This window comes from Bordetella sp. N (genome assembly GCF_001433395.1).
In the GTDB taxonomy this organism is placed as follows: domain Bacteria; phylum Pseudomonadota; class Gammaproteobacteria; order Burkholderiales; family Burkholderiaceae_B; genus Bordetella_C.
Genome location: NZ_CP013111.1, coordinates 4,634,307 through 4,648,750, shown reverse-complemented (window position 1 = coordinate 4,648,750; position 14,444 = coordinate 4,634,307). Strand labels below are relative to the sequence as shown.

At 62.9% G+C, this 14,444-nt stretch carries 12 protein-coding genes; 9 read left to right on the top strand and 3 right to left on the bottom strand.

The features are described from left to right. Nucleotides 1–26 precede the first annotated feature (26 nt). Nucleotides 27–1,442, bottom strand: a complete 1,416-nt coding sequence (locus ASB57_RS19985) for a M23 family metallopeptidase (protein WP_057653795.1) — start codon at nucleotides 1,440–1,442, stop codon at nucleotides 27–29. Nucleotides 1,443–1,555: 113 nt separating this feature from the next. Between ASB57_RS19985 and tyrS the strand changes: the two genes are divergently transcribed. From tyrS to nrdR, 4 genes are all read left to right on the top strand, one after another. After that, the gene (gene tyrS, locus ASB57_RS19980) at nucleotides 1,556–2,785 is read left to right on the top strand and encodes a tyrosine--tRNA ligase (RefSeq protein ID WP_057653794.1); all 1,230 of its coding nucleotides are present in this window, start codon (nucleotides 1,556–1,558) and stop codon (nucleotides 2,783–2,785) included. Nucleotides 2,786–2,923: 138 nt separating this feature from the next. Continuing rightward, entirely contained in the window at nucleotides 2,924–3,577 is a 654-nt protein-coding gene (locus ASB57_RS19975; protein ID WP_057653793.1) for a YbhB/YbcL family Raf kinase inhibitor-like protein, read from the top strand. A 316-nt stretch (nucleotides 3,578–3,893) separates the two neighbouring features. Next, complete coding sequence (glyA, locus tag ASB57_RS19970; RefSeq protein WP_057653792.1) at nucleotides 3,894–5,141, top strand: serine hydroxymethyltransferase; 1,248 nt, start codon at nucleotides 3,894–3,896, stop codon at nucleotides 5,139–5,141. Nucleotides 5,142–5,172: 31 nt separating this feature from the next. Beyond that, complete coding sequence (nrdR, locus tag ASB57_RS19965) at nucleotides 5,173–5,655, top strand: transcriptional regulator NrdR (protein WP_057653791.1); 483 nt, start codon at nucleotides 5,173–5,175, stop codon at nucleotides 5,653–5,655. Here the strand turns inward: nrdR and ASB57_RS19960 are convergent. Further along, nucleotides 5,600–6,622 carry a GlxA family transcriptional regulator gene (locus ASB57_RS19960; RefSeq protein ID WP_156414423.1) on the bottom strand — a complete coding sequence of 341 codons (1,023 nt, stop codon included), beginning with the start codon at nucleotides 6,620–6,622 and terminating at the stop codon, nucleotides 5,600–5,602. The genes nrdR and ASB57_RS19960 overlap by 56 nt on opposite strands. A gap of 71 nt (nucleotides 6,623–6,693) precedes the next feature. After that, nucleotides 6,694–7,257: an isochorismatase family protein gene (locus tag ASB57_RS19955; protein WP_057653790.1), complete on the bottom strand. Its 564-nt coding sequence runs from the start codon at nucleotides 7,255–7,257 to the stop codon at nucleotides 6,694–6,696. A gap of 176 nt (nucleotides 7,258–7,433) precedes the next feature. Here ASB57_RS19955 and ribD point away from each other — a divergent pair, with 176 nt between their 5' ends. The 5 genes from ribD (at nucleotide 7,434) to ASB57_RS19930 (ending at nucleotide 14,435) form a co-directional block, all read left to right on the top strand. Continuing rightward, complete coding sequence (gene ribD, locus ASB57_RS19950; protein WP_369822730.1) at nucleotides 7,434–8,564, top strand: bifunctional diaminohydroxyphosphoribosylaminopyrimidine deaminase/5-amino-6-(5-phosphoribosylamino)uracil reductase RibD; 1,131 nt, start codon at nucleotides 7,434–7,436, stop codon at nucleotides 8,562–8,564. Nucleotides 8,565–8,718: 154 nt separating this feature from the next. Continuing rightward, nucleotides 8,719–9,366 (top strand): riboflavin synthase, encoded by a 648-nt coding sequence (locus ASB57_RS19945; protein ID WP_057653789.1) that lies wholly within the window; start codon nucleotides 8,719–8,721, stop codon nucleotides 9,364–9,366. 317 nt (nucleotides 9,367–9,683) lie between these two features. Then, nucleotides 9,684–11,609 (top strand): PrkA family serine protein kinase, encoded by a 1,926-nt coding sequence (locus tag ASB57_RS19940; RefSeq protein WP_156414217.1) that lies wholly within the window; start codon nucleotides 9,684–9,686, stop codon nucleotides 11,607–11,609. Between the two features lie 10 nt (nucleotides 11,610–11,619). Beyond that, nucleotides 11,620–12,879, top strand: coding sequence for a YeaH/YhbH family protein (locus ASB57_RS19935; RefSeq protein WP_057653788.1), 1,260 nt, complete (start codon nucleotides 11,620–11,622; stop codon nucleotides 12,877–12,879). Next, complete coding sequence (locus ASB57_RS19930) at nucleotides 12,876–14,435, top strand: SpoVR family protein (RefSeq protein ID WP_156414216.1); 1,560 nt, start codon at nucleotides 12,876–12,878, stop codon at nucleotides 14,433–14,435. Before ASB57_RS19935 ends, ASB57_RS19930 begins: the two co-directional genes overlap by 4 nt. Nucleotides 14,436–14,444: the final 9 nt, after the last annotated feature.

Here is a 14,444-nt window from a genome sequence, read left to right as displayed (position 1 = left end):
GGTCTGAATGTCCTGGTATGGCGTGGTCAGTTCACGCTGGCACTGGCCAGCGCGCCCGGCATGGCCTGTTGGAACTTGGCCAGCAGTTCGATCTGCTGGCGGTAGCCCGCGGCCAGTTTGGCGAAGGCAGCCTTGTCATTGCCTTCCAGGCTGCGCGCCACCGGCAGGTCCACCGACAGCGGGTCGACCGGTTCGTTATTGACGCGGAACTCGTAGTGCAGATGGGGCCCGGTGGCCCAGCCCGTCATGCCGACGTAGCCGATGACCTGGCCCTGGTCGACGCGGGCGCCCTTGCGGATGCCTTCGGCGATGCGGCTCTGGTGCGCATAGAGGGTCGAGTACTTGCCGTCATGCTTGACGATGACCACGTTGCCATAGCCATTCTGCGTGCCGGCGAACTCCACCACGCCGTCCGAGGTGCTGTGGATGGGCGTGCCCATGGGCGCCGCGTAGTCCACGCCCTTGTGGCCGGTCCAGGTCTTGTGGATCGGGTGCATGCGCATGCCGAAGGTCGAGCTGATCCGGCTGAACTTCAGGGCGGTGCGCAGGAAGGCGCCCCGCAGGCTGGTGCCGTCGAAGCCGTAGTAGGCGCCGTTGGTGCCGCCGTCCGGGCTGTACCAGACCGCCGTGTAGACCTTGTCCTGGTTCTTGAATTCCAGGGCCAGCACGCGGCCGGCGCCGGCATAGCGGCCATCGTGGGAGCGGACTTCGTACACCACGCGGAAATCGTCGCCCTGGCGCAGGTTGCGCAGGAAGTCGATCTTGGCGCTGAGGATGTCGGCCATCTGCATGGTCACCGAGTCGGGGATGCCGGCTTCATCGGTGGCCGCGAACAGCGACGAACGGATGGTGCCGACCGCGACGCGGGTCTGGCGGTCCGTGTTCTGGGTGACTTCCTCGGCCTTGTAGCTGTCGCCCGCGGGAACCACGTTCAGATAGCGCGTTACCACCTGGCCATCGCTTTCGTTGCCGGGGGTGTGGATATAACGCAGCCACAGCAGCTTGCCGGCTTCGTCGGTGGCCGCTTGCACGGACCGGCCCGGGTAAAGCTTGTAGATGCTGCGCGCGCTGGCATCGTGGGTCAGGAAAACTTGCAGCTTGTCGTCGTCCAGTTCCAGGCGTTGCAGCACCGCGGCCAGCGTATCGCCGGCGCGGATGCGGGTTTCGCTGATGTAGGGGGCGTCGGGGCTGGCGCTGACCTGATATTCGTCCGGCGAAAGCGTCATCACGCTTTGGACCAACTGGGACGGGGGCAGGCTGCTGGCGTCGTTTTGCGGGACCATGCCGACCGCGGCAGCGGCGGCGAACAATCCAAGAGCGGAGGCGACAAGAGCGCCCCGGAAAAATTTGGCGCGTTTGGAGACAGGCGGTTCGGCGTCTAGGGCTTGCGGGGCATTCGTCTGTGCCGCGCTGGCCGCCGGGTCTTGAAACCCTCGGGTCATCGTCGAAAAAACCTCGGGGACGGGGCCCCTGTGTGACAGTTGCGTATGATTAGGGCGCTATCCTAGCCGATTCGGCTAGAATTTTCGACCAATTAATAGATCTTTCCACACGTATGTCCCACCCTGAAGCCGCCATCACTCCCGAGGTCGAGGCCGACCTGCGCATCGCCAAACGAGGCTGCGACGAACTGCTGGTCGAAGCCGAGTTCGCGCGCAAGCTGGCGCGCAGCCGCGCCACCGGCGTGCCGCTGCGCATCAAGCTGGGACTGGATCCCACGGCCCCCGACATCCACCTGGGGCATACCGTGGTGCTGAACAAGATGCGCCAGCTGCAGGACCTCGGCCACAACGTCATCTTCCTGATCGGCGACTTCACCTCGCTGATCGGCGATCCCAGCGGCCGCAACAACACCCGTCCGCCGCTGACGCGCGAGCAGATCGAAGCCAACGCCCAGACCTACTACGCCCAGGCCAGCCTGGTGCTGGATCCGGCGCGCACGGAGATCCGCTACAACTCCGAGTGGTGCGATCCCCTGGGGTCGCGCGGCATCATCCAGCTGGCGTCGCGGTACACGGTGGCGCGCATGATGGAGCGTGACGACTTCACCAAGCGCTTCAAGGGCGGCGTGCCCATCTCGGTGCACGAATTCCTTTACCCCCTGATGCAGGGCTACGACTCCGTGGCCCTCAAGTCCGACCTCGAACTGGGCGGCACCGACCAGAAATTCAACCTGCTGGTGGGCCGCGAGCTGCAGAAGGAGTACGGCCAGGAGCAGCAGTGCATCCTGACCATGCCGCTGCTGGTGGGGACCGACGGTGTCGAGAAGATGTCCAAGTCCAAGGGCAACTACATCGGCATTTCGGACACGCCGGAATCGATGTTCGGCAAGCTGATGTCGATCTCCGACACCCTGATGTGGCGCTACTTCGAGCTGCTGTCCTTCCGGACCCTGGAAGACATCGCGGCCCTGAAGGCGGAAATCGACGGCGGCCGCAATCCGCGCGACGCCAAGGTCGCCCTGGGCCAGGAAATCGTCGGGCGCTTCCATGGCGCCCAGGCGGCGACGAACGCGCTGGCCGCGTTCGAGGCGCGCTTCCGCGACGGCGCCGTTCCGGAAGACATGCCGGAGGTCAAGGTGGCGGGCGCGCCGCTGGGCATCCTCAAGCTGCTGCGTGAGGCGGGCCTGTGCGCGTCCGGCGCCGAAGCCCAGCGCAACATCGAGCAGGGCGGCGTGCGTGTCAATGGCGACAAGGTGGAAGACAAATCGTTGCAATTGACCGCCGGGGAGTACGTCGTCCAGGTGGGCAAACGCAAGTTCGCGCGTGTTACCTTGGCCGGGTAATAACGCGCCGTTACCGGGGGATCCGTTACAAGTGGGCGTCCAGCACGCCCGCCCTTGAACGCCTGGGTATGGAACTTCGCAAGTCAATTCAAAACAGATACGCTTAAGTCTGTCCGTCGCACATCCAGGAGGCATGCCATGAAGCTCGCGAGCTTGTCCTTTTCCGATAACGAGGCGCTTTCCGAACGCTATGCGTTTGGCCGCATTGATGCGCAAACCAAGATTGCGCTGGCCGATAACTGCAATCCCCAGTTCTCATGGGACGACGTGCCCGAGGGCACCCGTTCGTTCGCGTTGGTGTGCCACGATCCGGACGTGCCCAGCAAGCCTGACGACGTCAACCAGGAAGGCCGCCTGGTCCCGGCCGATTTGCCCCGGGTGGATTTCTATCATTGGGCCTTGATCGATCTGGCTCCCGAAACCCGGGAAATCGAGGAAGGCGCGTTCTCCAACGGCATCACGCCGCGGGGCAAGGGCGGGCCGCTGGCGCCGCAGGGCACCCGCCAGGGCGTGAACAGTTATACCGACTGGTTCGCGGCCGATCACGACATGAGCGGCGACTATTTTGGCTACGACGGCCCGTGCCCCCCATGGAATGACGCGCTGCTGCACCACTACGTCTTCACCTTGTACGCGCTGAGTGTGCCCAAGCTGGAGCTGGAAGGCGCTTTCACCGGCGCCGACGTGCTGGCCGCCATCAAGGGCAAGGTCCTGGCCCAGGCTTCGCTGACCGGCACCTACACCCTCAATCCCGATCTGGCGCCCAAGGTGATCGGTACCACCTCGGCCTGATCCGGCCCTGATCTTTCCTCGTGTTTCCATTCCGGCGGGCCAGTCCCGCCGGTTTGCTGCCTGCCGGGTCTCGCGCCAGTGCGCCGTGCCATCTGCATGAAATATTTTCATGCTCGCTTGAGCTGGCCTGCCCGCGCACGGCCATTTGGCGCGTTTTGCGCGCTTTTTTGTCTGTTTCCTGGTCTTTTCGCTTCGTTTTCCTACCTGAGCCGCGACATAAGGATCCCTTGGGGGGATGCCATTCGCGGGTGGCGCTGTAAACTAGCGCCTGACCCTGGTTTTCCCCGATTTTCAGACTCCCCATTCAGGACTTTCCATGTTTGACCGCTCCCGTACGCTTTCCCAGGTTGACCCCGATCTCTGGGCCGTTATCGAGAAAGAAAATGTGCGTCAGGAACAGCACATCGAGTTGATCGCTTCCGAGAACTACGCCAGCCCCGCCGTCATGCAGGCGCAGGGTACGCAGCTGACCAACAAGTACGCGGAAGGTTATCCTGGCAAGCGCTACTACGGCGGTTGCGAATACGTCGACGTCGCCGAGCAACTGGCCATCGACCGTCTGAAGCAGCTGTTCGGCGCCGAAGCCGCCAACGTGCAGCCCAACTCCGGCTCGCAGGCCAATCAGGGTGTCTATATGGCGGTTCTGAAGCCGGGCGACACCGTGCTGGGCATGAGCCTGGCCGAAGGCGGTCACTTGACCCACGGCGCGTCGGTCAACGCTTCCGGCAAGCTGTACAACTTCAAGTCCTACGGCCTGGATGCCAATGAAGTGCTGGACTACGGTCAGGTCGAAGCCCTGGCCCAGGAACACAAGCCCAAGCTGATCGTGGCCGGTGCGTCCGCCTACGCGCTGCGCATCGATTTCGAACGCATGGCCCGCATCGCCCGCGACAACGGCGCGCTGTTCATGGTCGACATCGCCCACTACGCCGGCCTGGTGGCCGGTGGCGTCTATCCCAACCCCGTGCCGCACGCCGACTTCGTCACGTCGACCACGCACAAGTCGCTGCGCGGCCCGCGTGGCGGCGTCATCATGATGAAGGCGGAATTCGAAAAGGCCATCAATTCCGCCATCTTCCCCGGCATCCAGGGCGGTCCCCTGATGCACGTCGTGGCTGCCAAGGCCGTGGCGTTCAAGGAAGCCCTGCAGCCCGAGTTCAAGACCTACGCCGAGCAAGTGGTGAAGAACGCCAAGGTGCTGGCGGAAACCCTGGTCAAGCGCGGCGTGCGCATCGTCTCCGGCCGTACCGAAAGCCACGTCATGCTGGTCGACCTGCGCGCCAAGGGCATCACCGGCAAGGAAGCCGAAGCAGTGCTGGGCCAGGCCCACATCACGGTCAACAAGAACGCTATCCCGAACGACCCGGAAAAGCCTTTCGTGACCAGCGGCATCCGCCTGGGCACGCCGGCCATCACCACCCGCGGTTTCAAGGAAGCGGAGACCGAACTCACCGCCAACCTGATCGCCGACGTGCTGGACAACCCGCGCGACGAAGCGAACATCGCCTCGGTGCGTGCCCGCGTTGACGCGCTGACTTCCAGCCTGCCGGTTTACGGCGGCTGACAGGAAGGGCTGCCGATAAGGGGGCTGGCACGTGCGATGTCCATTTTGCGGCCACGCCGACACCCAGGTGGTTGATAGCCGGGTGTCGGAAGAGGGCGATACCATCCGTCGGCGCCGTCGTTGCCAGGCCTGTGACAAGCGTTTCACCACCTACGAGCGGGTCGAACTGACCATGCCGTCGATCGTGAAGCGCAACGGCAGCCGCAGCGATTTCGAGCCGGCCAAGCTGCGCGGCAGCCTGTCGCTGGCGCTGCGTAAGCGGCCGGTCAGCACCGAAGACGTCGATGCCGCCGCGGCGCGCATCGAGGAAGACCTGCTCGCCAGCGGCAAGCGGGAGGTCCCGTCCGCCTATGTCGGCGAACTGGTGATGAACGAGCTCAAGAAACTCGACAAGGTGGCTTATGTGCGTTTCGCATCGGTCTACCGCAGCTTCGAGGACATCGGTGAGTTCATCGAGGCTATCCGGGAAATGCAGGGGCCGCCCCTGCTGACCGGGAAGCTGCGGAAGGACTAGCGGGGCCGTCGCCGTTCGCGCCGCGCCAGGCGCTGGGCGGCATGGCTTCGAATTTGCGCCAGACCCGGCGCATATGGTGCACGGAGCCGAAACCGCTGCGCTCCGCCACATGCTCCAGGCTCAAGTCGCTTTCCCGCACCAATTCGCGCGCCATGGCGACGCGGATGCGGTGCAGGTAATCGAGCGGCGAACACCCCGCGTGGCGGGCGAACAGGCGCGCCAGGTGGCGGCTGCTGGTATGGGCGCGCTCCGCCATGACCTCGGCCGTCCAGGACGCGGCGGGATCCTGCACGATGGCATCCTGGATCCGGTGCACGGTTGGATGCAGATGATTGCGGTACTCCAGCCAGGGCGACACCGCCGGATCGTCGCCTGCCCGGCGCAGATACACCACCATTTCGCGCGCGACCGCGCTTGCCACCCGTGGGCCGCACAGGCCTGCCGTCAGGTGCAGGGCCAGGTCGATGCCGGCCGTGTAGCCGGCGCTGCTCAGAACCCGTCCATCCTCTACGAAGATACGGTTGTCCAGGACCCTGGCGTCGGGATCTATTCGCGCCAGCATCCCCAGGCAGGAATGGTGGCTGGTGCAGGCACGGTGATGCAGCAGCCCCGCTGCCGCGGCCAGCAGCGCGCCCCAGCAGACCGTCATCAGGCGAAAGCCGTCTTCCGCGTGGCGGCGGGCCAGCCAGTCGACCAGGACGCGCGTCTCCGTCTGCTCCCACGCGATCTCGGCGCCCACGGTTCCCGCCACCACTGCCAGCGCATGGGCCGGCAAGCGTTCCGGCAGCGGCTCCAGGCCGGCCAGGCGCAGTCCGGGCAGCCCGCTGTCCATGCCGTCGACGGGACCGCAGAAGTGCAGCTCGAAAGCGCCTGGCATGTATTTATTGGCGACGCGGAACACTTCCGCCGGGCCGGCCACATCGAGCAGGACCGTGCGCGGCAATAGAGCGAAATAAACCGGGGTAATAGAGGTGGTAGAGGCCGCGCCCTGAAGCGGCGCGGCCGGAAACGGCAAAGTCCGGGCAGGCATGGGCGGCTTCAGTCGCTCAGCGCCCTGGCCGCGCTGACGATGCGGGCGAAGCGGCCATCGAGCACCAGGGCCGTGCGGTCGCGGATGTCGGCCGCGGAATAGTGCCGGCCGGCGGCACTGGTCATGGGGAAGGCCAGAGTGGCGTCCGCCACGAACCGCACCTGGAAGCCCGCGTCCGACGCGTGGCGCGTGGTCGTCTCGCAGCATTGCTCGGTGCGTATGCCGCACACCAGCACTTCCTCGATGCCGTGTTCGCGCAGCCAGTGCTCCAAGGCGGTGCCATTAGTGTCGGTGGCGTAGAGGGCGGAGTGCACCGTTTTGTGGAATGTTTCCACCGGCGTGTAGCGGATGCCCTCCAGCGTGCGCACCAGTCCGGAGCGTGGGGAGAAGGGATCGGACGTGTCGGCGTCGGGTTCATGATGAAAAACCCGCAGCGCCGGGACGCCCGAAGCCGCGGCCTGGTCCAGCAATTCCTGGAGCGCGGCGCGGAACGCCGGTAAATCGACCTCGTCCCAATACGGACGCAGACGGAACGATTCCTGCACATCAATGACCAATAGGGCTTGTTTCATGTCTGTCTCTTTGAAAACCCACGCCAATCGCCGGGATATGTTGAATTGTGACTTCACACACCGTGCCGGACGAGATCGTTCACGGACCAGTTTAGGACCAAATCGGACATCGCCATGATGACGCTGGGGACAATCCGGCGCCAGCGCTTTGCCGGTGCCGGGCATACAATTCAGACGTGACTACCGAAGCCGACCTGCACTGGATGCGCCATGCCTTGGCGCTCGCCCAAACCGTCATCCACACCACCGCGCCCAACCCTCGGGTGGGGTGCGTCATCGTGCGCGATGGCCGCGTGATCGGCGAGGGCGCCACTCAGCCCCCGGGAGGCCCGCATGCCGAAGTCAGCGCCCTGCGCGACGCGGCACGGCGCGGCGAAGCGACAGCCGGCGCCACCTTTTACGTCACCCTGGAACCCTGCAGCCATTACGGCCGCACGCCGCCTTGCGCCGACGCCGTGGTTGCCGCCGCGCCCGCGCGCGTGGTGGTCGCCATGGGCGACCCCAATCCGCTGGTCGGCGGGGCCGGCATGGCGCGCTTGCGCGAAGCTGGCATCGCGGTCACGGCGGGCGTATGCCAGGAAGAAGCCTTGGCCTTGAATGCCGGTTTCGCGGCCCGCATGAGTCGCGGCACGCCCTGGACCTGGCTCAAGCTGGCGGCATCGCTGGATGGCCGCAGCGCCTTGCACAACGGCATGTCGCAATGGATAACCGGCGCCGAGGCGCGCGCCGACGGGCACGCATGGCGTGCGCGGGCCGACGTCATCCTGACCGGCATGGGCACGGTGCTCAAGGACGATCCTCAATTGACGGTGCGCGCCTTCGATCTGCCGCGCCAGCCGCGCAAGGCGTTGGTGGACAGCGACCTGCGCCTGCCGGAGAACGCCCGCTTGCTCGACGGTAGCGAGGTCTGGGTCTTCACCACCAGCGACGACAGCGAGAAGGCCGAGCGCCTGGCGCGCCGTAACGCACGCGTGATCCGCATGCCGGCCGTGGCGGGCCGGGTCGATCTGCCGGCGGTGATGCGCTGGATGGGCGAGCAACAGGTCAATGAAGTGCACGTCGAGGCGGGCGCCGGCCTGAGCGGCGCCTTGCTGGCCGCGGATTGCGTGGACGAAGTGCTGGCCTATATCGCGCCGGTCCTGCTGGGCGATGCGGCCGGCATGGTCGGCCTGCCCATGTTGGCGCATTTGTCGGAGGCTCGCCGCTTTGAATTCGTCGACGTGCTGCGGCTGGGTGACGACGTGCGCTTGCGCGGCCGCTATGTGGAACGTTGGCAGCAGCTGATGGCGGCTGCTGCTGCCCGCTAATCAGGATGCATGCATATTTTTTTATGCACCGACCTAATGTTTACCCCTAGTTTTTGGCCGGAGCCAGGCCACGCGGGCGCACGGCTTGCTTGCGAGCAATACGTCCAGCATGGAATGGCTCCGGTTCGGTGAAATTTACCAGGAGTGAGTTCTTATGTTTACCGGCATCGTGGCGACCGTGGGTCGCATCGTACGAGTCCAGCCCTTTGAATCCAATGACGGCGCTGCGGGTTTACACCTGCATATCGACGCCGGCAATCTGGACCTCAGCGATGTGTCGCTGGGCGATTCGATCGCCATCCAGGGCGCGTGCATGACCGTGGTGGCATTGCGCGATCGCGAATTCCAGGTCGATGTATCACGCGAAAGCCTCAACCTGACCGTGGGATTGGAAACGGCCGGTGAAGTGAATCTGGAAAAGGCCTTGCGTGTGGGCGATGCGCTTGGCGGCCATCTGGTGTCGGGCCATGTCGACGGCCTCGGCGTGGTGCAGAGCTACGAAGCGGTCGGTGAATCGAGGGAGCTTATCATCCGGGCCCCCGCGGAAATCGCGAAATATCTCGCTTATAAGGGCTCTGTTACCGTGAATGGCATCAGCCTGACGGTTAATCGCGTGGTGGATTTGCCGGATAAAAATGGATCCGACATAAGTATTAACGTTATTCCGCATACCCAAGAGGTGACCACGTTGCGTAACGTGAAGGCAGGCGCCAAGGTCAACCTGGAAATCGACACGATCGCGCGGTACGTCGAAAGAATGCTGAGCGCTCCGGGAGCCTTGGAAGTTCATCGCGGCGCGTAGGTCTTCAACCCAAAAAGATGGTCGCAGGTTTTCTCTATTTTGGTGTGAGGGGCAGATGTCTGATATTGAGATGATTTATTTCATTGCTCGCTTTCCCTGCCTTTATTTGCGGAACTTGCGTTCCATGCCACTGGACTAAACCTCATGCGACCTGTTGTTATGTAGTGTGTGTGTCGAAAGCAACAGCGCATTGCCATGTATGTCGCTTGAATGAACTAATGGCAATTACCTCTAGCGAGGTGGCGCACTCAGGCACACAATGAAGTCATCGGGAGCGCAGTAGAACCTTTTCGCACGACGTTGTTGGAGGTGTCACGATGCTGACCATCGTAGAAGGCTTCAAGTCGCAGTACGCCAGGGATCAGGAAGCGGAGCTGACCCTTGAGGAATATCTCAATCTGGCGAAGCGTGATCCGATGGCTTATGCCAGCCCGGCGGAACGGATGCTGGCGGCGATCGGGGAACCGGAGATCATCGATACGCGCAACGATCTGCGGCTTTCCCGGCTGTTCTCCAATCGCATCATTCGGCGCTATCCGGCCTTCAAGGAATTCTTCGGAATGGAGGACGTGATCAGCCAGATCGTGGCCTTCTTCAAGCATGCCGCCCAGGGTCTGGAAGAACGCAAGCAGATCCTCTACCTGCTGGGCCCTGTCGGGGGTGGCAAATCCTCCATCGCGGAACGCCTGAAGGCGCTGATGGAAAGCTATCCCATCTACGCGCTCAAAGGTTCGCCGGTCAACGAAACGCCGCTTGGACTGTTCAATCCCGATCGCTTCGGCGAGCAGCTGGAAACCGAATACGGTATTCCGCGCCGGTATCTCAGCGGCATCATGTCGCCCTGGGCCATCAAGCGCCTGAAAGAGTTCGATGGCGACATCTCGCAATTCCGCGTCGTGCGCTTGAACCCGTCCGTGTTGCGCCAGGTGGCCATCGCCAAGACGGAGCCGGGCGATGAGAACAATCAGGACATCTCCTCGCTGGTCGGCAAGGTCGACATTCGCAAACTGGACCGCTATTCGCAGGACGACCCGGATGCTTACAGCTATTCCGGCGGCTTGTGCCTGGCCAATCAGGGCTTGCTTGAATTCGTCGAAATGTTCAAAGCGCCCATCAAGATGCTGCACCCCCTGCTGACCGCCACGCAGGAAGGCAACTTCAAGGGTACCGAAGGCTTCTCGGCGATTCCGTTCAACGGCAGCATCCTGGCCCACTCGAACGAGTCGGAGTGGCAGACCTTCCGCAACAACAAACACAACGAGGCCTTCCTCGATCGTATCTACATCGTCAAGGTGCCCTATTGCCTGCAGCTGTCGGAAGAGGTCTGCATCTACGACAAGCTGCTGCGCAACAGCTCGCTCAGCGAAGCGCCATGCGCGCCCGGCACCCTGGACATGATGGCTCAGTTCTCCGTGCTGACGCGCTTGAAAGAACCGGAGAACTCCAACATTTATTCGAAGATGCGGGTGTATGACGGCGAGACCTTGAAGGACGTCGATCCCAAGGCCAAGTCGCTGCAGGAGTACAAGGACTATGCCGGCACCGATGAAGGCATGAATGGGGTGTCGACGCGGTTCGCGTACAAAATCCTGTCCAGCGTCTTCAACTACGACCAGACCGAAGTGGCGGCCAACCCGGTACACCTGATGTACGTGCTGGAGCAGCGCATCGCCCGCGAGGACTTCCCTGAAGACACGCGGCGGCGCTACCTGGAATTCATCAAGGGCTATCTGGCGCCGCGCTATGCGGAGTTCATCGGCAAGGAAATCCAGACCGCCTATCTGGAGTCTTATTCGGAATATGGGCAGAACATCTTCGACCGTTACGTCACCTTCGCGGATTGCTGGATCCAGGACGAGGATTTCCGCGATCCCGAAACGGGCGAAAGCTTCGACCGCTCGGCGCTGAACGACGAGCTCGAGAAAATCGAGAAGCCGGCGGGCATCGCCAATCCCAAGGATTTCCGCAACGAGATCGTCAATTTCGTGCTGCGGGCGCGCGCCAACAATAGTGGCCGCAATCCCACGTGGACCAGCTACGAGAAGCTGCGGGAAGTGATCGAGAAGAAAATGTTCTCGAACACCGAAGATCTGCTCCCCGTCATCTCCTTCAATGCCAAGGCTTCGGCCGAGGACAAGAGCAAGCATCAGAGTTTCGTCGAACGTATGGTCGAAAAGGGCTATACCGAGAAGCAGGTGCGGCTCCTCTGCGAATGGTATTTGCGGGTCAGAAAATCCTCCTGAGCGGGGTGCTATGAACTCACTTATCGATCGTCGTCTCAATGGACGCAACAAGAGCGCCGTCAATCGGGAACGTTTCCTCCGGCGCTACAAGACTCAGGTGCGGAAAGCAGTCCGGGATCTGATTCGCGAGCGCTCGATCGAAGAGATGGACCAGGGCGGGGAAATCAACCTCCCCACCCGGGACATCTCCGAACCCCGGTTCCGGCATGGTTCCGGGGGCGATCGGGAGATGGTGCACCCGGGCAACCGCGAGTTCGTCACGGGCGATACCATCGACCGGCCCCAGGGCGGGCAGGGGCAGGGTGGCAATGAGCCGGGCGAAGGCGACTCGGTGGACCAGTTCACCTTTACGCTTTCGCGCGCCGAGTTCCTCAATTTCTTCTTCGAGGACCTGGAACTGCCGCATCTGGTCCGGACCCAGCTGGGAGACGTAAACCAGAAGAAATGGCAGCGTGCCGGCTACACGACCACCGGTTCACCCAGTTCGCTCAGCGTCAATCGGACGTTGAAGGCATCCTTGTCGCGTCGCATCGCCTTGAGCGTGGGCGCGCGCCAGGAGCTGACCGCGGCGGAAGACGAGCTGGACGCGCTGGTGGCTCGCAAGGCCCCGGATGAGCAGGTCGAGGCCGCCCGCGAACAGGTGGAAATCTGCCGCGGCCGGCTGGCGCGGGTGCCCTTTCTGGATGAGATCGACCTGCGGTATCGCAACCGCGTGTCGGTGCCGGTACCGGTGGCGCGCGCCGTCATGTTCTGCCTGATGGACGTTTCGGGCTCCATGGACGAAACGAAGAAGGACATGGCGAAGCGCTTCTTCACCTTGCTCTATCTGTTCCTGACGCGCAAGTACGAGCATGTCGATCTGGTTTTTATTCGCCATACGGACAATGCCGAGGAAGTGGACGAAGACACCTTCTTCCATGATCCGAAGAGCGGCGGCACGGTGGTGTTGTCAGCCCTGGAGTTGATGCACGAGATCATCGCCAAGCGCTACTCGCCATCCAGCTGGAATATCTACGCGGCGCAAGCCAGTGACGGCGATTCCTTCGGCGCCGACGCCGGCCGCAGCGTGCGTTTCCTGTCGGAGCACCTGCTGCCGGCCACCCGCTATTTTGCCTACATCGAGCTGCACGACATCCATGACGTGCGCAAGAGCAGCCTGTGGGCGGAATACGAACGGGAGCCTGCCGAGCACTTCGTCATGCGACGCATATCCGATCGTTCGGAGATTTTCTCGGTCTTTCACGAGCTGTTCCGCAAGGAGGCTGCATGAAAAACGCCATCCTGAATGCGCTGGAAGCGCCTGCCGCCGGCGAATTGCCGAGCGGCGGCACGGGCCCGGAAGGGCCGATCTCGACCACGTCGGAATGGACGTTCGAGCTGCTGCAACGCTACGACGAGGCCATCGCCAAAGTCGCGGCGGAGTTCAAGCTGGATACCTATCCGAACCAGATCGAGGTCATCACGTCCGAGCAGATGCTCGACGCCTATGCCTCGGCCGGCCTGCCGGTCGGTTACGCGCACTGGTCCTACGGCAAGGATTTCATCCTGAACGAGCAGGCCTACAGGAAAGGCGCGCAGGGGCTGGCCTACGAGATCGTCATCAATTCCGATCCCTGCATCTCGTATCTCATGGAGGAGAACTCCATGGCGATGCAGGCGCTGGTGATCGCGCACGCCTGCTACGGCCACAACTCCTTCTTCAAGGGCAATTACCTGTTCCGCCAGTGGACCGACGCCGAGGGCGTGCTGGACTATCTGGTGTTCGCGCGCAATTACGTAATGGCTTGCGAAGAGCGCCACGGTATCGAAGCGGTGGAGGAAATCCTCGACTCCTGCCACGCGCTGTCTTCGCATGGGGTCGACCGCTACAAGCGCCCGGCGCCGGTTTCCTATAAGGAAGAGCTGCAACGCGTGGCGGACCGCGAGGAATATCAGCGGCTGCAGGTCAATGACCTGTGGCGCACGGTGCCCAGGACGGAAGAGCAGGGCAAGAACCCCGACAGCGTGTTTCCGGCGGAGCCGGAGGAGAACGTCCTCTACTTCATCGAAAAGCATTCGCCCAAGCTGCAGACCTGGCAGCGTGAGCTGGTGCGCATCGTGCGCAAGATCGCGCAGTACTACTACCCGCAGATGCAGACCAAGGTGATGAACGAGGGCTGGGCCACGTTCTGGCACTACACCATTCTGAATCGCATGCATCAGAAGGGCCTGGTCACCGACGGCTTCATGATCGAGTTCCTGCACAGCCACACCAGTGTGGTCAGCCAGCGCGGGTTCGACCAGCGTGGCTATGGCGGCATCAATCCTTATGCGCTGGGCTTCGCCATGATGACGGACATCCGCCGTATCTGCGAACACCCTACTGAAGAGGATCGCCGCTGGTTCCCGGACATCGCGGGCTCGGACTGGCTGACGACGCTGGACTTCGCCATGCGCAATTTCAAGGATGAATCCTTTATTTCGCAGTACCTGTCGCCCAAGCTGATCCGCGACTTCCGCTTTTTCGCCATCGCCGACCATGCGTCCAACCCCAAGCTGGAAGTGGCGGCCATCCATGATGACGCCGGCTACCGCCGGGTGCGCAAGCTGCTGGCGGAACAGCACAACCGCGACAACCAGGTGCCGGATATCCAGGTGGTCCGCTACAACCGCGAAACGGATCGGTCGCTGGTGCTGCGTCATCTGCAATCGCGCGGACGGCCGCTGGTGGCCGAGGACGCGGAAGAAGTGCTGAAGCACCTTGGCCGCCTGTGGGGCTTCAAGGTGCGGCTGGAGGAAACCGACGCCAGCGGGGAAAGGATGTCGTATCGGGAAGTGATGCCGTGAGCTGCCGCC

Bases quoted from the DNA above. Each gene is read 5' to 3' on its own strand.
- ASB57_RS19985 (WP_057653795.1), bottom strand. From the start codon at position 1,442: ATGACCCGAGGGTTTCAAGACCCGGCGGCCAGCGCGGCACAGACGAAT.
- tyrS (WP_057653794.1), top strand. From the start codon at position 1,556: ATGTCCCACCCTGAAGCCGCCATCACTCCCGAGGTCGAGGCCGACCTG.
- ASB57_RS19975 (WP_057653793.1), top strand. From the start codon at position 2,924: ATGAAGCTCGCGAGCTTGTCCTTTTCCGATAACGAGGCGCTTTCCGAA.
- glyA (WP_057653792.1), top strand. From the start codon at position 3,894: ATGTTTGACCGCTCCCGTACGCTTTCCCAGGTTGACCCCGATCTCTGG.
- ASB57_RS19955 (WP_057653790.1), bottom strand. From the start codon at position 7,257: ATGAAACAAGCCCTATTGGTCATTGATGTGCAGGAATCGTTCCGTCTG.
- ASB57_RS19945 (WP_057653789.1), top strand. From the start codon at position 8,719: ATGTTTACCGGCATCGTGGCGACCGTGGGTCGCATCGTACGAGTCCAG.
- ASB57_RS19940 (WP_156414217.1), top strand. From the start codon at position 9,684: ATGCTGACCATCGTAGAAGGCTTCAAGTCGCAGTACGCCAGGGATCAG.
- ASB57_RS19935 (WP_057653788.1), top strand. From the start codon at position 11,620: ATGAACTCACTTATCGATCGTCGTCTCAATGGACGCAACAAGAGCGCC.
- ASB57_RS19930 (WP_156414216.1), top strand. From the start codon at position 12,876: ATGAAAAACGCCATCCTGAATGCGCTGGAAGCGCCTGCCGCCGGCGAA.